The organism is Mycobacterium interjectum, assembly GCF_900078675.2.
GTDB lineage: Bacteria > Actinomycetota > Actinomycetes > Mycobacteriales > Mycobacteriaceae > Mycobacterium > Mycobacterium interjectum.
On the sequence record NZ_LT546236.1, the window covers coordinates 383,780 to 400,236 of the forward strand.

11 protein-coding genes and 4 pseudogenes are annotated in these 16,457 nt (G+C 70.9%); 11 read left to right on the forward strand and 4 right to left on the reverse strand.

Translation table 11 applies throughout. The features are described from left to right. Both BN4348_RS31670 and BN4348_RS31675 read right to left on the reverse strand, forming a co-directional pair. Positions 1-609 (reverse strand): PE family protein (locus BN4348_RS31670; protein ID WP_142308631.1); only part of this gene is annotated, 609 nt, incomplete at its 3' end. An 11-nt stretch (positions 610-620) separates the two neighbouring features. Then, the gene (locus BN4348_RS31675) at positions 621-1,100 is read right to left on the reverse strand and encodes a gamma-glutamylcyclotransferase (RefSeq protein WP_066908014.1); all 480 of its coding nucleotides are present in this window, start codon (positions 1,098-1,100) and stop codon (positions 621-623) included. 174 nt (positions 1,101-1,274) lie between these two features. On the opposite strand from BN4348_RS31675, the gene BN4348_RS31680 reads away from it, so the two are divergent. From BN4348_RS31680 to BN4348_RS31705, 6 genes and pseudogenes are all read left to right on the forward strand, one after another. Further along, the gene (locus BN4348_RS31680; protein WP_066908017.1) at positions 1,275-2,705 is read left to right on the forward strand and encodes an NAD(P)H-quinone dehydrogenase; all 1,431 of its coding nucleotides are present in this window, start codon (positions 1,275-1,277) and stop codon (positions 2,703-2,705) included. A 51-nt stretch (positions 2,706-2,756) separates the two neighbouring features. Next, positions 2,757-4,481 (forward strand): glycerol-3-phosphate dehydrogenase/oxidase, encoded by a 1,725-nt coding sequence (locus BN4348_RS31685; protein ID WP_066908020.1) that lies wholly within the window; start codon positions 2,757-2,759, stop codon positions 4,479-4,481. Next, positions 4,478-5,335 carry a pseudouridine synthase gene (locus BN4348_RS31690; RefSeq protein ID WP_066908024.1) on the forward strand — a complete coding sequence of 286 codons (858 nt, stop codon included), beginning with the start codon at positions 4,478-4,480 and terminating at the stop codon, positions 5,333-5,335. Before BN4348_RS31685 ends, BN4348_RS31690 begins: the two co-directional genes overlap by 4 nt. A gap of 22 nt (positions 5,336-5,357) precedes the next feature. Further along, a pseudogene (locus tag BN4348_RS60995) lies at positions 5,358-5,963 on the forward strand (MBL fold metallo-hydrolase); the annotation flags it as partial. Positions 5,964-6,167: 204 nt separating this feature from the next. Next, complete coding sequence (locus BN4348_RS31700; RefSeq protein ID WP_066908033.1) at positions 6,168-7,307, forward strand: PPE family protein; 1,140 nt, start codon at positions 6,168-6,170, stop codon at positions 7,305-7,307. A 68-nt stretch (positions 7,308-7,375) separates the two neighbouring features. Next, positions 7,376-8,506: a PPE family protein gene (locus BN4348_RS31705; RefSeq protein WP_066908036.1), complete on the forward strand. Its 1,131-nt coding sequence runs from the start codon at positions 7,376-7,378 to the stop codon at positions 8,504-8,506. Here BN4348_RS31705 and BN4348_RS31710 read toward each other — a convergent pair. Then, positions 8,495-10,273: pseudogene (locus BN4348_RS31710) on the reverse strand (heavy metal translocating P-type ATPase); the annotation flags it as partial. The gene BN4348_RS31705 and the pseudogene BN4348_RS31710 overlap by 12 nt on opposite strands. 3 nt (positions 10,274-10,276) lie before the next feature. Here BN4348_RS31710 and BN4348_RS31715 point away from each other — a divergent pair. Both BN4348_RS31715 and BN4348_RS31720 read left to right on the forward strand, forming a co-directional pair. Next, positions 10,277-10,606 (forward strand): annotated as a pseudogene (locus tag BN4348_RS31715) (CBS domain-containing protein); the annotation flags it as partial. After that, positions 10,603-12,129 carry an FMN-binding glutamate synthase family protein gene (locus BN4348_RS31720; protein ID WP_066908039.1) on the forward strand — a complete coding sequence of 509 codons (1,527 nt, stop codon included), beginning with the start codon at positions 10,603-10,605 and terminating at the stop codon, positions 12,127-12,129. The pseudogene BN4348_RS31715 and the gene BN4348_RS31720, both read left to right, overlap by 4 nt. On the opposite strand, the gene BN4348_RS31725 is transcribed toward BN4348_RS31720, so the two are convergent. Then, positions 12,126-12,728, reverse strand: coding sequence for a DUF5994 family protein (locus BN4348_RS31725; protein ID WP_066908042.1), 603 nt, complete (start codon positions 12,726-12,728; stop codon positions 12,126-12,128). The genes BN4348_RS31720 and BN4348_RS31725 overlap by 4 nt on opposite strands. A gap of 173 nt (positions 12,729-12,901) precedes the next feature. On the opposite strand from BN4348_RS31725, the gene phoU reads away from it, so the two are divergent. From phoU to BN4348_RS59850, 3 genes and pseudogenes are all read left to right on the forward strand, one after another. Then, positions 12,902-13,561 (forward strand): phosphate signaling complex protein PhoU, encoded by a 660-nt coding sequence (gene phoU / locus BN4348_RS31730; protein ID WP_066908045.1) that lies wholly within the window; start codon positions 12,902-12,904, stop codon positions 13,559-13,561. A gap of 5 nt (positions 13,562-13,566) precedes the next feature. Beyond that, positions 13,567-16,194 carry a magnesium-translocating P-type ATPase gene (gene mgtA, locus BN4348_RS31735; protein ID WP_066908048.1) on the forward strand — a complete coding sequence of 876 codons (2,628 nt, stop codon included), beginning with the start codon at positions 13,567-13,569 and terminating at the stop codon, positions 16,192-16,194. Between the two features lie 11 nt (positions 16,195-16,205). Further along, a pseudogene (locus BN4348_RS59850) lies at positions 16,206-16,457 on the forward strand (sulfatase); the annotation flags it as partial.

Sequence of the window (16,457 nt, forward strand, 5' to 3'; positions counted from 1 at the left end):
GGATGGGTAAAAGAGACAGCTGCCGAACAGCGGCCCGCCGGCCCCGCCGGCGCCGCCCGTCGCGCCGATTCCGCCGGCCCCGCCGGCACCGCCGTTGCCGAACAGGCCGCCGGCCCCTCCCGCGCCGCCGGGGACTCCGGCGAGCGTGCTTGGCCCACCGTTGCCGCCGTCGCCGTAGAGCAGGCCGCCCGGGCCGCCCGGCTGGCCCACCCCGGCGACGGTCGAGCCGTTGGCACCGTTGCCGATCAGCGGGCGCCCCAGCAGCGCCTGGGTGGGCGAGTTCACCGCGCCCAGCAGGTCCTGCCCCAGGGTCTGCAGCGGCGAGGCGTTGGCGGCCTCGGCGAGGGCATACGAGGCCCCGCCCGCGGCCACGGCACGCACGAATTCGCCGTGCAACGCCGCCACCTGGGCGCTGAGCGCCTGGTATTCGGCGCCGTGGGCGCCCAGCAACGCCGCGATGCCCTTCGAGACCTCGTCGGCGGCCGCGGCCAGCACCCCCGTCGTGGGAGCGGCGGCCACCGCGTCGGCCGCTGCGAGCGTCGAACCGATGCCAGCCAGCTCCGCCGCCGCGGACTCGACCATTTCCGGCGCCGCGATAACGAACGACATGCCGCACCTCCCTAGGCGCCGGTCCCCGGGCCGATGTTGTGCGCCGGGCGGGTGCGCAGGTCGTGCACGTAATCCTGTGGCGCACCGGCGATCTCGGCGGCGTCGGCCATCACGCCGAGGTACCGCGCCGACGGCAGCCCGCCCTCCCAGGCGTCGAGCACGTACAGCCACGCCAGCGCGGGATCGGTGGTGGTGTCCGATGAAATCCGCTCCACCCGGCACCGGATCTTCTTGTGCACCCCGAACTCGGATCCCTCCCAGTGGTCGAGGTTGACCTCGTCGGCCGGCGTCATGTCGTAGAGCACGACGAACACCTTGGAACCGGGGTCCTCGACGATCGTCGCCAGGGCGCCTTCCCAGCCGATGTCCTCGCCGCCGAACGTCAACCGCCACCCGTGCAGCCAGCCGGTTCCGGCCATCGGCGAGTGCGGTGCGCGCTTGAGCATCTGCTCGGGATCCATGTTCGATCCGTAGGCGGCGTAGAGCGGCACGGAGAAAGCTTAAACGTCGCACGCTCGCGCGGTATTCACCCGAGCGTTCAGCGGGCTTCCCGCCGCGCTGCGCCGGATGGCCCGCCTCTCCCCCTCGCCCCTGCGGGGCTGTGGGCGCCCCCACCTCACGCCGCAGCGCGGCGTGCATCGTCGGCGGGCGTTAGGTTAGGGCGTGTGGTGACCCGCATCGTGATCCTCGGTGGGGGGCCGGCCGGTTACGAAGCCGCTCTGGTCGCCGCCACCTCACACCCCGACACAACCCACGTCACCGTGATCGACTCCGATGGGGTCGGCGGAGCGGCCGTGCTGGACGACTGCGTGCCGTCCAAGACGTTCATCGCCTCCACCGGGCTGCGCACCGAACTGCGCCGCGCCCCGCGGCTGGGCTTCGACATCCACATCGAGGACGCCAAGATCTCCTTGCCGCAGATCCACGCCCGGGTGCGGACGCTGGCCGCCGAGCAGTCGGCCGACATCACCGCCCAGCTGCTCGCCGTGGGCGTGCAGGTGGTCGCGGGCCGCGGCGAGCTGATCGACCCGACGCCCGGGCTGGCCAAGCACCGCGTCAAGGCCACCCATTCCAATCCGGGGCCCGACGGCCCCGTCACCAGTGAGCACGAGGCCGACGTCGTGCTCATCGCCACCGGCGCCAGCCCGCGGATCCTGCCGTCGGCGCGGCCCGACGGCGAACGCATCCTGACCTGGCGGCAGCTCTACGACCTGGAGGCGCTGCCCGAGCACCTGATCGTGGTGGGCTCCGGGGTGACCGGCGCCGAGTTCGTCAGCGCCTACACCGAGCTGGGCGTCCCGGTGACCGTGGCGGCCAGCCGCGACCGGGTGCTGCCGTACGAGGACGCCGACGCCGCGCTCGTCCTGGAGGAGTCCTTCTCCGAACGGGGCGTCAAGCTGGTCAAGAACGCCCGCGCCGAGTCGGTCACCCGCACCGACGCCGGGGTGCTGGTCACCATGACCGACGGGCGCACCGTCGAGGGCAGCCACGCCCTGATGACCATCGGCTCGGTCCCCAACACCGGCGGACTTGGGCTGGAACGGGTCGGCATCGAGCTGGGGCGCGGCGACTACCTGGCCGTCGACCGGGTTTCGCGCACCTCGGTGCCCGGCATCTATGCCGCGGGGGACTGCACGGGACTGCTGCTGTTGGCGTCCGTCGCGGCCATGCAGGGCCGGATCGCGATGTATCACGCGCTGGGCGAGGGCGTCAGCCCGATCCGGCTGCGCACGGTGGCGGCGACGGTGTTCACCAGGCCGGAGATCGCCGCGGTCGGGGTGCCGCAGTCGATGATCGACGACGGTTCGGTGCCGGCGCGGACGATCATGCTGCCGCTGCGCACCAACGCGCGCGCGAAGATGTCGGGCCTGCGGCAAGGGTTCGTCAAGATGTTCTGCCGCCGCTCCACCGGCGTGGTGATCGGCGGCGTGGTGGTGGCGCCGATCGCCTCCGAGCTGATCCTGCCGATCGCGGTGGCCGTGCAAAACCGCATCACCGTCAACGAACTGGCGCAGACGCTGGCCGTTTACCCGTCGCTGTCCGGTTCGATCACCGAGGCCGCGCGCCGGCTGATGGCCCACGACGATCTCGATTAGGGCCTAGCCTGGGTAGCGCTACCGACGAGTAACCGGACAGGAGCCCCCGCAGTGAGCGACCCGATCGATGCGCTGGGACCGCAGCAACGCACGCTGGCCTGGGAGCGCCTCGGCGCCGAGCAGTTCGACGTGGTGGTCATCGGCGGCGGCGTGGTGGGCTCCGGGTGCGCGCTGGACGCCGCCACGCGTGGGCTCAAGGTGGCGCTGGTCGAGGCCCGCGATTTCGCGTCCGGCACGTCGAGCCGCTCGTCGAAGATGTTCCACGGCGGGCTGCGCTACCTCGAGCAGCTGGAGTTCGGCCTGGTCCGCGAGGCGCTGCACGAGCGCGAGCTGTCGCTGACCAAGCTGGCGCCGCACCTGGTCAAGCCGATGCCCTTTTTGTTCCCGCTGACGCATCGGGTCTGGGAACGTCCCTACACCGCCGCCGGCATCTTCCTCTACGACCGCCTCGGCGGCGCGAAATCTGTTCCCGCGCAAAAGCATTTGACCCGGGCGGGCGCCCTGCGCCTGAGCCCGGGCCTCAAGCGCACGTCGCTGATCGGCGGGATTCGCTACTACGACACCGTCGTCGACGACGCGCGCCACACGATGACGGTCGCGCGCACCGCGGCGCACTACGGCGCGGTGGTGCGGTCCTCCACCCAGGTGGTCGCGCTGCTGCGCGAGGGCGATCGGGTGACCGGGGTGCGGGTCCGCGACTCCGAGGACGGCGCGATCACCGAGGTTCGCGGCCACGTCGTGGTCAACGCCACCGGGGTGTGGACCGACGAGATCCAGGCGCTGTCCAGGCAGCGCGGGCGGTTTCAGGTCCGCGCGTCCAAGGGCGTGCACGTGGTGGTGCCGCGGGACCGCATCGTCAGCGACGTCGCGATCATCCTGCGCACCGAGAAGTCGGTGATGTTCGTCATACCGTGGGGCAGCCACTGGATCATCGGCACCACCGACACCGACTGGAAACTCGACCTGGCCCACCCGGCGGCCACCAAGGCCGACATCGACTACATCCTGGGGACCGTCAACACCGTGCTGGCCACCCCGCTGACGCACGCCGACATCGACGGGGTGTACGCCGGGCTGCGCCCGCTGCTGGCGGGGGAGAGCGAGGAAACCTCCAAGCTGTCCCGCGAGCACGCCGTGGCGGTGCCGGCGCCCGGGCTGGTCGCGATCGCCGGCGGGAAGTACACCACCTACCGGGTGATGGCCGCCGACGCGATCGACGCCGCGGCCCAGTTCGTCCCGGCCCGGGTGGCGCCGTCGATCACCGAGAAGGTGAGCCTGCTGGGCGCCGACGGGTACTTCGCGCTGGTCAACCAGGTCGAACACGTCGGGACGCTGAAGGGTCTGCACCCGTACCGCGTGCGCCACCTGCTGGACCGCTACGGTTCGCTGATCGGCGAGGTCCTGGAGCTGGCGGCCGAAACGCCCGACCTGCTCAGCCCGATCAAGGAGGCGCCGGGCTACCTGCGGGTGGAGGCCCTCTACGCCGTCACCGCCGAGGCGGCGCTGCATCTCGAGGACGTCCTGGCCCGCCGGACGCGCATTTCCATCGAGTACCCGCACCGCGGCGTCGACTGCGCCCGCGAGGTCGCCGAGGTGGTGGCGCCGGTGCTGGGCTGGACCGCCGAGGACGTCGACCGCGAGGTGGCCAACTACACCGCGCGGGTGGAGGCCGAGGTGCTGTCGCAGGCCCAGCCCGACGACGTGTCGGCCGACGAACTGCGGGCCAGCGCGCCCGAGGCCCGCGCCGAACTCCTCGAGCCGGTGCCGCTCAGTTGAGGCCCGCTCCGCTGCCCGTGCGCGACGGGCTCGGCCCGGCGCGGGTACGGCTGCAGGGTGGCCCGGTGCTGGCCGAGCTGACCGCCCGGTTCGGTGCGGCGGCCCGCTCGAAGGTGCTGGCCGGACAGGTCGTCGACGCCGACGGCGCGGTGGTCGACGACGCGACGGTGCTGCGCGCCGGGTCGTTCGTCTACCTCTACCGCGAGCTGCCCGACGAGGTCCCGGTGCCCTTCGAGGTTCCCGTGCTGCATCGCGACGACGACCTCGTCGTCGTCGACAAGCCGCATTTCCTGGCGACCATGCCGCGCGGCCGGCACGTCGCGCAGACCGTGCTGGTGCGGCTGCGCCGCGAACTGGGGTTGCCCGAGCTGAGCCCCGCGCACCGGCTCGACCGGCTGACGGCCGGGGTGCTGCTGCTCACCACCCGGCGCGAGGTGCGCGGCGCCTACCAGACGCTGTTTTCCCGGGGGGTGGTTCACAAGACCTACCTGGCGCGCGCGGCCGTTCACCCCGATCTGGTCTTTCCGCGGGTGGTGCGCAGCCGGATCGTCAAGCGCCGGGGCCGGCTGCAGGCGTTCTGCGAGCCCGGCGTGCCGAACGCGGAGACGTTGGTGGAGCTGGTTTCCGACGGCCTGTACCGGCTGACGCCGCGCACCGGGCGCACCCATCAGCTGCGGGTGCAGATGGCCTCGCTGGGGCTGCCGATCGAGGGTGATCCGTTGTATCCCAACGTGATCGACGTGGCCGCCGACGACTTCAGCACGCCACTGCGGTTGCTGGCGCAGCGCATCGAGTTCGACGATCCCGTCACCGGTGTGCGGCGCGAGTTCGTCAGCCGGCGGCCCGGCCCCTAACCGGATCCGTATGACGCGCTTCGCCGTGGTGCTGTCGCACCTGCACGGCGATCACTGGGACAGGGTGTCGCAGCAGGGGCTCGATCGCGGGCTGCCGATCGTCACCACGCCGCACACCGCCGAGCGGCTGCACCACCGTGGCTTCGGCCACGCACTCGGGCTGTCGAGATGGCAGCGGCACACAATCACCAAGGGCGGCAACGCGGTTCACCTCACGTCGCTGCCGGGGCGGCACGCGCGGCTGTGGAACCATCGGCTGCTGCCGCCGGTGATGGGCACCCTGCTGGAATTCGTCGCCGCCGACCGCTCGGTGCGTCGGCTCTACGTTTCCGGCGACACCCTGCTGGTGGAGGAGCTCGACGAGATCCGGTGCGTTTCGGCTCGATCGACCTCGGCGTGCTGCACCTGGGCGGGACGCGGCTGCCGGCCGGCGGGCGGCTTCCGTTCGGGCTGACGGTCACCATGGACGGCCGCCGGGGCGCGGAGCTGGTGGCAAAGCTCGCGCTGCCCAAAATGATCCCGGTCCACGTCGACGAGTACGGCGCCGCTGACGGACTTCGTCGCGGAGATGCGGCGCCACGGCAGGAGCGATCGAATCATCGAATTGGACCGCGGCGCCTCAGCGACCCCGTGCGGGGCGCGGGGCCGCCTAGCTGCTGATTTACTTCGCTGGCTAACCTCGTCGGTATATCGTTCGTCTGATCCGATACTCGAACGAACACAGATCTGGGGGTCCGGCGTGAGGTGTCGACGCGCAGTGTTTCAACGCCGGTCGCGGCGCGGTCAACGCGACTTTGCCGGGTGGTTGCCCGCATACGGAATGTGAGATGTCATGGATCTGCTAGCGCTGCCCCCCGAGGTGACCTCGGCGCTCATCCACTCCGGACCCGGAGCGGGCTCGCTGATCGAAGCGTCCGCCGCGTGGCAGCGCCTGACCAATGAATTGGAGAACTCGGCCAGCACCTACATGTCGGCGTTGTCGACGCTGAGTGAGTCGTGGAAGGGGCCGTCGTCGGCGGCGATGGTCGAGGCCGTCCAGCCCTACGTCACCTGGCTGCGCAACACCGCGCAGCAATCCCAACAGCTGGCCGAATCGACCCAGGCCGCCGCGGCGGCGTTCAACTCCGCGCAAGCGACCGTGGTGCAGCCCGCGGCGGTCAGCGCCAACCGGACGCGGCTGGCGCAATTGATTGCCACCAATGGGTTCGGCCGCAACCTTCCGGCCATCGCCGCGACCGAAGACCAGTACCAGGCCATGTGGGCGACCAACTCGGCGGCGCTGAGCCGCTACCAGGCGGCGACGACGCAGGCGCTCGACCTGCAGCAGTTCCTGTCGCCGCCATCGATCACCGATCCGGCGGGGACGGCCGCCCAAGCCACCGCCACGTCCGCCGCCGCGGCCACCCCGGCGCAGTCGGCGATCGGGGACTTTTTGACGTCGATCCTCACCAACCCCGGCGGCTTCGACCCCCAAGCCGGCTGGTTCGGACTGGCCAATCAATGGGGGAACCAGTTCATCTCGTCCGGATTTCCCATCAACATGCTCAGCTACGTCGCGCAGAGCACCTCGGCCCAGGCGCTGCAAAGCGTGGGCGGCGACATCGGCCAGGGCCTCTCGGAGGGCGAGTCGGCGCTGGGTGCGGCGGGGGCCAACCTGGCCAGCGCGATCAGGGCGGCCGGATCGGCCGCGCCCACCGGGGCACTGGGCGTCGGGGTGTCGATCGGCAAGCTGAGCGCGCCGCCGGCCGTGGTGGGGCTGCTGCCCGCCTCGCAAACGCCGGTCCAACTCGCCTCGGCGGCATCGCCTTTGGACGGCGCGGACGCCGGGTTCCCCATGCTGCCGCCGCTGATGCCGCCGCCCATCTCGGCGGGCAGCGGCTGGCGTAAGCGGAAGCAACCGACGCCCGAGGAGCTGCAGGTTGGCGCGGAGGTCAAGGGCAAAGTGATGCGCCCACCGCCGTCGGCGGGATGAGGGACGGTCGAATGTCCTGCCGCACAAGGCAGTCGAGAGTTGCCACAGAGTTGCCGGGTTGAGACGTCATGGATTTCGGGACGTTGCCCCCAGAGATCAGCTCGGCGCTGATCCACGCCGGACCCGGTGCCGGTTCACTGATCGAGGCGGCCGCCGCCTGGGAGCGCCTGGGAATCGAGCTGGAGGAATCCCTGCCCAGCTACTCTTCGGTGCTGTCGTCGATGACCGAAACCTGGCGGGGCTCCTCCTCTGCGGCCATGACGCAGGCCGTCGAGCCCTACCTTGTGTGGTTGCGCACCACCGCGCAACAGTGCGAAAAGGTCGGCTCCTCGATGCAGGCCGTGGCGGTGGCGTTCGAATTGGCTTGCCGGACGGTGGTCTTCCCGGTCCAGGTCACCACCAACCGGACCCGGCTGGCCCAGCTGATAGCCACCAACTGGCTCGGCACCAACGCGGTGGCGATCGCCGAGACCGACGCCCAGTACGAAGGCATGTGGGTGAACAACGCGGCGGCAATGTATCGCTACGCGGCGACCTCGGCCCAAGCCACCCGGCTGCCCCAGTTCTTGTCGCCCCCGGCGATCGTCAGCCTGTCGGCCGCGGCTGCGGGGGCCACCGCCGCGCCCGCCGCCGCCCCGGCGCAATCGATCGGCCAAATCCTGGAGTCGATCGTCGGCACCCCCTTCGGCTTCAACCCAGAGGCCGGTTGGTTCGGGCTGGCCAATGCGTGGGGAAACCAGTTCATCGCGGGTGGGATTCCCATCAACCTGCTGAGCTATCTGGCGCAGCTGAATTCGGCGCAGGCGCTGCAGAGCGTGGGCGGCGAAGTGGGCCAGGGCCTGGCGGAGGGCGAGTCGGCCCTGTCGGCGGCCGGGGCGGATCTGGCCGGCGCGGTCAGGGCCGCCGGATCTGCGGCGGCACCGACCGCGGCGGTCGGCGTGGGCGTTTCGATGGGCAGGCTGACCTTTCCGCCCGCCGCCGTCGGTATGTTGGCCGCCGCGAAGACGCCGGTGCAGCTCGCCGCGGCGGTCTCCCCGCTCTCGGCCGGGGAATCCGGGTTCCCCTTCATGCCGCCGCCCATGATGCCGCCGGTTGCGCCCCGCCAAAAGGGCAAGCGCGAGGGTGGCAAGTACGACGACATCGAAATCGGGCTGGAAATCAAGGGCACCTTCATGACCCGGCCGCCCTCAGCGGGATGACCCCCCGGGTTCGGTTGGCTCGTCTGGTTCGTCTGGGGCCAGGGTGAAGTAGTTTTCCTCCTCCTGCAGAAAATGCAGGCGCAGCAACGCGTACAGCCCGTACAGGCAGGCGAGCAGGTCGTCGACTTGGTCCGCGGCGATACAGCCGCCGCTTTGGGCCAGGGCCAGGTGCGCGCCGATCCGGTCCGACAGCCGTTGTATCTCGGCGTGGGTCCGGCTCATGGTGGCGGTGGCCTCGCCGGTGCCCAGCGGATGGGCCAGGGCCGGGTAGAGCTGGGTTTCCTCGGCGCGTTCGTGGGGAAGGATGCGGTCCACGAGCAGGCCGTGGGCGCGCGTAATCGCCTGCAGCGCGGACTGATCCGGCGCGTCGGCCAGTCGGTCGGCCGCCTCCCGCAGCAGGCCGACGGTGTCGCGCAGCTCGTCGTGTTCGGCGTCGAAGCGGTGCAGCATCCGTTCGGTTTGCGCGGGCAGGTCGACATCCAGGGACGGGTCCCCGCGCAGGGCCCGCAGCGCGTTACCGATCACGGCCACGTCGATGCCCTCCTGCAGCAGCGCGCCGGCGGCCGGCGGCAGCCACCCGAGCGCGGCGACGACCATCGCGGCCAGCGACAGGCCCATGCCGACGACGGCGCTCTGCACGGCGATGCGCCGCGACCACCGGGCGATGTCCATCGCGTCCGCCAGTCGCTCCAGCCGGTCGGTGGTCAACACGACGTCGGCGGCTTCCGAGGAGGCGGTGGCACCGCGCGCGCCCATCGCGACGCCGACGCCGGCCGCGGCCAGCGCGGGGGCGTCGTTCACCCCGTCGCCGACCATCACGGTCATCGCGCGGGCCTGTTCGGCGCGCACGGCGGCGACCTTGTCGGCCGGGCTCTGCTCGGCGTAGACGTCGTCGAGCCCCAAGACGGCCGCGACCTCGCGGGCGGGCCCGGCGCGGTCGCCGGTGAGCATCACCAATCGCTGCAGCCCGGCGCCGCGCAGCCGGCGCACGGTGCGCGGTGCGTGGCGGCGCAGCGGGTCGCGCAGCAGCACCGCGCCGGCCGGCCGCCCGTCGACACAGATCCAGGCGATCGCGGCGGTGTCCAGCAGGGCGCGGTTCACCGCCGCACGGGCCCACTCCGTGGACGTGTCGCCGCCGAGCTTGCCGACGTAGATGCGCTGGTCGCCGACGGTGGCGGTGACGCCCCGCCCCGGTTCCTCGACCACGTCGGTGGGTAGCGACAGCCGCAGGCCGCGGGCGAGCGCTTCGGTGACGATCGCCTCGGCGAGCACATGCGGGGACAGCTGATCCACCGAAGCCGCCAGCCGCAGCACGTCGATGGCATCGCGACCCGGCGCGGCCGCGACGTCGACGACGACCGGGCGTCCCATGGTCAGCGTGCCCGTCTTGTCCATCACCAAAGTCGTTGCGTGCCCAAGGTTCTCGAGCGCGGCACCGCTGCGGACCAGCACGCCCCGCCGCGACGCCCGCGACAGCCCGGACACGATCGCCACCGGGGCGGCAAGCAGCAGCGGGCACGGGGTCGCCACCACCAGCACGGCGACGGCCCGCACCGCCGACCCGCTGGCCAGCCACGCCCCGGCTGCGACCAACAGGGCCAACGGCAAGAACCACGCCGCATACCGGTCGGCCAGCCGCACCACCGGCGCGTTCTCGGCCCCGGCCTGCGCGGCCAGCCGCACGATCTTCGCGTACGTGCTGTCGTCGGCCGTGGCGGTGGCGCGCATGTCGAGCGCACCGCCGGCGTTGACCACCCCGCTCCGCACCNCGACGTCGCCAAGGCCCTGGTGGCCGTCGACGCCGGGGCGGTCGTGGTCGGCGACGACACCCGGCCCGCGGCGCTGGTGAGCGAGCGCGACGTCGTTCGGGTGGTGGCCCGCGGGCACAACCCGGCCCGGGTTCCGGCCGCCGACGTGGCCAGCACCAAGCTGGTGTGGTGTGACGCCGCCGCCACGGTCGATCAGGTGTCGGCCCGGATGATGGATCACTACATCCGCCACGTCCTGGTGGAGCAGGACGGGGTACTGGCCGGCATCGTCTCGGCCCGCGACCTGCTCGGCGTCTACAGCGCCTACGGCGCCGATATCGATCCGGCGTGAAGCGGCGTCGGTTGGCCTATGTCGTCGGCGGCGGCCTGGCCGGCCTGACGGGGTGGGACCTGCTGCAGCGCCGCCACACCATCCTGCGCAACTACCCGGTCATCGGGCACCTGCGGTTCCTGCTCGAAGCGGTCGGCCCGGAGCTGCGCCAGTACATCGTCACCGACAACGACGCGGAGCGGCCCTTCAGCCGTGACCAGCGGCGCTGGGTGTACACGTCCTCGAAGCTGTCCAACCGCTACTTCGGGTTCGGCACCGACAACGACCTGGAACGGGTCCACAATTACCCGGTCATCAAGCACGCGGCGTTCCCGGTGCCCACCCCCGCCGGCGAACCCGAGCATCCCGACCCGAGTGTGCCGTTGCCGGCGGCCAAGGTGCTCGGCGGTGCGCGCGGTCGCGCCAAGGCCTTCCGGCCCGCGTCGCTGGTCAACGTCTCGGCGATGAGCTTCGGCTCGCTGTCCGGCGCGGCCGTCACGGCGCTCAACAAGGGCGCGGGGATGGCGGGTGCCCTGCACACCACCGGCGAGGGTGGGGTGTCGCCGTATCACCTCGGCGGCGGCGACCTCGTCTGGCAGATCGGCACCGGCTACTTCGGCTGCCGCAACGCCGACGGCAGCTTCAGCCTGCCCCGCCTGATCGACCGGGTGGCGGCGACGCCGGCCATCCGGGCCATCGAGGTCAAGCTGAGCCAGGGCGCCAAGCCCGGCCTGGGCGGCATGCTGCCGGGGGCCAAGGTCACCCCCGAGATCGCCGCGATCCGGGGCGTTCCGGTCGGGGTGGACTGCAAGAGCCCCGCCGGCCACTCGGCGTTCCGCGATGTCGACGGGCTGCTCGAGCTGGTGGAGACCATCGCCGCCGAGACGGGCCTGCCGGTGGGCATCAAGTCGGCGGTCGGGGAGGAGCCGTTCTGGCTGCAGCTGGCCGACCGGATGGCCCGCACCGGCACGGGAGTCGACTTCGTGACCGTCGACGGCGGCGAGGGCGGCACCGGCGCGGCCCCGCTGGTCTTCACCGACCACGTGGCCCTGCCCTTCAAGTGGGCCCTGCCCCGCGTCTACCGGGCGTTCGCCGAGGCGGGCCTGCACCACGACGTGGTGTTCATCGGCTCGGGCAAGCTGGGCATCCCCGAGAACGCGCTGCTGGCCCTGGCCGCGGGCTGCGACCTGATCAACGTGGCCCGGACCGCCATGTTCTCCATCGGGTGCATCCAGGCGCAGCGCTGCCACACCGGCCGGTGCCCCTCCGGCGTCGCCACCCAGTCGCCGTGGCTGCAGCGCGGCCTGGACCCGGCCCTGAAATCGGTGCGCTGCGCGAACTACCTCGCCACCCTGCGCTTCGAGCTGCTGTCCCTGGCGCGCGCCTGCGGGCACCTCCACCCGGCCCTGGTGCCCCTGGAGGCGATCGAGCTGCTCGACGTCGACCTCAAGACCGTGCGGGCCGACGAGTTGCTCGGCTATCAGCCCGGCTGGGGCGTGCCCGGCCCGGCCGACATCGCGGCGATCACCACCGCAATGGCCTAGCCGGCGGCCGCGGCCGTCGCACGGGACTCGATCATGCGGTTGCGAACGATGTGCTCGACGAGGATCGGGACGAAGGTCTGCACGGGAGCGTCGACGAACTGCTGGGCGGCCTGCTCGCACCAGCCCTTGATCTGCGCGGCCCGCCGCTCGTCGTCAAGCCCCTCGTGGCGGGCCAGCTTGTCCGCGACCTCGGCGACGGATCGGGCGACCGCGGCACGCGCGGCCGGAACCTCGGGGTCGGTGGCTACCCCGGCCCGCTGCAGCGCCTGGCGGGCTACCTCTTCGCCGGTATCCGGCCGGATCACGTGCAGCGTGACGTGACGACCGTCCTCGCCGAACAGGATGACACTGGCCGGTTCGTCGCTGGTGAAGCCCAGCAATTCGACGGCCTGTCCGGCGATCTCGACCATTGGCGGCGTCTCGTGCCAGCCATTGCGGCGGTAACCCACCATCACGACCCGTCCGAGCCGGTCGGACAGCGACGCCACCAGGTCCGGTAGTTCGCCGGCGAGGTTGGTCGAGCGTGGCCACCAGGCGCCGTCGAGGTGTTCCGACGCCGACCGATAGGGCTTGAGCCCCAACCGATTTTCGTGCTCCATCGCGATCAGAGTACGTGCAAAGCGATTCGCCCGCGACTCGAACGCCACGGGTAGCGACAAGGTGTCTCGAGCATGAACAGCAGGTTGCGCCAGGGGCTTTGGGCGGCTCCGTGGCCTGACGAAGACGACTTAAGCCCCTGTCGCGTCGGCACCGTCGCGGCGATGATTAGCGGATGCGAACCGCCTATCACAAGGAGCTAGACGACTTGGCCATGCGCCTCGGCGAAATGTGCGGACTGGCCGGTGTGGCCATGAAGCGGGCGACCCAGGCATTGCTGGACGCCGACATCGAGGCCGCCGAGCGGGTGGTCTTAGACCACGAGCGCATCGTGGCAATGCGAGCGCAAGCCGAAAAGGACGCGTTCGCGCTGCTGGCGTTGCAGCAGCCGGTGGCCGGCGAGCTGCGGGCGATCTTCAGCTCGATACAGATCATCGCCGACACCGAACGAATGGGCGTGCTGGCCGTACACGTAGCCGAGATCGCCCGGCGGGAGTACCCGAAGCAGGTGCTTCCCGAAGACGTCCGCGGCTGTTTTACGGAGATGGGCAAGGTGGCAATCGCCCTGGGCGACAGCGCAAAAGAGGTGCTCGTATCGCGCGACCCGCAGCAGGCCGCCCAACTTCGCCAGCAGGACAAGGCGATGAACGAGCTGTACCGGCAGCTGTTCACCGTGCTGATCGATCGGGAATGGCAGCACAGCATCGCCGCCGGCGTGGAGGCGGCGCTGCTGGGCCGCTTCTACGAGCGCTTCGCCGACCATGCCGTCGAAATCGGTCGCCGCGTCATCTTCATGGATAGCGGCGTGCTGCCGGCTGAGGACGAAATCCATTGACCAGTATGCTGGATTCGGCGGCGCTGACCGCCAAGCGGGTCGCGGCGGCCCCCGCCGAAGAGGTCCTGGGATGGCTGGACAGTTCGGCCGCCGGGCTCTCCAGCGCGGAGGCGTCCGCCCGGCTGGTGCGGTATGGCCCGAATGCCGTGCGGACCCACCACGTCAACGCGCTGTCGGTGCTGGGTCGTCAACTGCGCAACGCGGTGCTGATCCTGCTGGCCGGCACCGCGATCGTCTCGTACTTTCTGGGCGACAGCATGCAGGCCGTCATCATCGGCATAATCCTGGCGGCCAGCATAGGGTTGGGCTTCGTCAACGAATACCGCGCCGAGCGGGCCGCCGCCGACCTGCACGCGGGTGTGCACCACAACGCCCTGGCGCGCCGCGACTCGAAATTCGTCACGGTCGGCATCACCGACCTGGTCCCCGGTGACGTGATCCGCCTGTCGCTCGGCGAGGCCGTGCCCGCCGATGTCCGGCTGATCGAGGTCACCGGCCTGGAATGCAACGAAAGCATCCTGACCGGGGAGTCGACGGGCTCGGAGAAATCGCCCCGGCCGGTTCCGGCCGGCGCCGAGCTGGCGGAGTTGGCGGACCTGGCGTTCATGGGCACCATCGTCAGCGCCGGGGAGGGCACGGGGGTGGTGTACGCCACCGGCAAGGATGCCGAATTCGGCCGCATCGCAGCGGGTTTGGATCAGCGCCAGCCCGAAACGGACTTCCAGGTGGGGCTGCGCAAGTTCTCCTACCTGCTGCTGCAGGTCGCGATCGCGCTGGTGGTGATCATTTTGGCCAGCAACCTGCTGCTGGCCAAGCCGATCATCGATTCGGTGCTGTTCTCGCTGGCGATCGCGGTCGGCATCACGCCCCAGCTGCTGCCCGCCGTGGTCAGCACCAGCCTGGCGACCGGATCGCGGCAACTCGCCAAGGCCAAGGTGCTCGTCAAACGCCTGGTGTGCATCGAAGACCTGGGCGACATCGACATCCTGATCACCGACAAGACCGGCACCCTGACGGAGGGGCGGATCCGCCTGGTCGACGCGATCGATCCCGCCGGGTCGCACGCCGACGCGGTCCGGCGGCTCGGACTGCTGGCCACCGACGTCGACCCGGAATCCGGTGACGTCAGCGCCAACCCGCTCGACGGCGCGCTCTGGGAGTCCACGGGGGCAAGGGAATTGGTCGGCGACGCGGTGCGCCGGGTCGCGATCCTGCCGTTCGATCACGAACGCCGGGCGACGTCGGTCTTGGTCGACGACGACGGGAAACGCGTCCTCGTGGTCAAGGGCGCGCCCGAACAGGTGCTGGCCCGATGCGACGCGACGGCGCCGGCGGCGGACGAGACACTCGCGGCCCTGTTCGGCGCGGGACGGCGGGTGGTGGCCGTGGCGGTCAGACCCGCGGGCGAGCTGACCGCCGTCAGCGCCGACGACGAACGCGACCTCACCCTGGCCGGCTTCCTGGTCTTCGCCGACGAACCCAAAGCCGCGGCGCGCCAATCGTTGTCGCGGCTGGCAGCGCTGGGCATCGAACTCAAAATCGCCACCGGCGACAATCCGCGGGTCGCCGAAAAGGTCTGCGCCGACCTGGATTTGGCCTCCAAGGGCACCGTCACCGGTGCCGAGCTCGAGCCCCTCGACGACGGCGGGTTCGCCGAGGCCGCGCGGAACAACACGATCTTCGCCCGCATCTCGCCCGAGCAGAAGGCGCGGCTGATCGTCTCGCTGCGCCGCCACGGGCGGTCCGTCGGCTTCCTCGGCGACGGCGTCAACGACGCGCTGGCCCTGCACGCCGCCGACGTGGGTATCTCCGTCGACAGCGCCACCGACGTCGCCAAGGACGCGGCCGACGTGGTGCTGCTGGAAAAGGACCTCGGCGTGCTGGCCACCGGTGTCGCCGAGGGCCGGCGGATATTCGCCAACACCATCAAGTACGTCCTGATGGGCACCTCGAGCAACTTCGGCAACATGTTCAGCGCGGCGGCCGCCTCGGCGCTGTTGCCGTTCCTGCCGATGCTGCCCAGCCAGATCCTGCTGAACAATCTGCTGTATGACAGCTCGCAACTCGCGATCCCGACCGACCGGGTCGACGAGGAACAGCTGCACGCGCCGTCACACTGGAACGTCGCCTTCATCCGCCGGTTCATGCTGATCTTCGGGCCGATCAGCTCCCTGTTCGACTTCTTGACGTTCGGGTTGATGCTGGGAGTGCTGCACGCGGGCGCCGTCGAATTCCGCACCGGCTGGTTCGTGGAATCGCTTGCGACACAGACGCTGATCATCTTCGCCATCCGCACGCGGATGGTGCCGTTCTTCCGCAGCCGGCCGAGCGTCCAGCTCGCCGTCACCAGTCTCACCGTCGTTGCCATCGGAGCCATACTCACGATCTCGCCGCTGGCCCACACGCTCGGCTTCACGACGCTGCCCTGGCAGTTCTTCGCCGTGCTGGGCGGCTTCGTCGTCGTTTACCTGGTGCTGGTGGAGCTCGCCAAGCTGATGTTCTACGCCGAGCCGATGAACCACACCGGAGCACCGAAGCGCACCCGCGGAGACGTCCACCGCATCCGGCGGCGCGCCGCGCGCTTTCACTACTTCAACGGCGTTTCCCCCCACGCACGGCGCGCTCGCACGTAGTCTCCGACCTTATGAGCGAAGATCAAGCGCTGGTGATTGTCGCCGGTTACCAGGACCTCGACTCGGCCCGCCGGGACTTCGAAACCCTCACCGAGGCGACCAAAGCCAAGGACGTCCCGCTGCGGGGCGCGGTGCTGGTCGGTAAGGACGCCGACGGCAATCCCGTCCTGGTGGACACGGGCAATCGGCTCGGCCGCCGGGGCGCCGCCTGGGGCGCCGGGGCGGGCCTGGCCGTCGGCCTGTTCTCGCCGGCGCTGCTGGCC

Excerpts from the sequence above, each read along its gene's own strand:
- BN4348_RS31705 (WP_066908036.1), top strand. The coding sequence starts at position 7,376 with ATGGATTTCGGGACGTTGCCCCCAGAGATCAGCTCGGCGCTGATCCAC.
- BN4348_RS31725 (WP_066908042.1), bottom strand. The coding sequence starts at position 12,728 with ATGGAGCACGAAAATCGGTTGGGGCTCAAGCCCTATCGGTCGGCGTCG.
- phoU (WP_066908045.1), top strand. The coding sequence starts at position 12,902 with ATGCGAACCGCCTATCACAAGGAGCTAGACGACTTGGCCATGCGCCTC.
- BN4348_RS31700 (WP_066908033.1), top strand. The coding sequence starts at position 6,168 with ATGGATCTGCTAGCGCTGCCCCCCGAGGTGACCTCGGCGCTCATCCAC.
- mgtA (WP_066908048.1), top strand. The coding sequence starts at position 13,567 with ATGCTGGATTCGGCGGCGCTGACCGCCAAGCGGGTCGCGGCGGCCCCC.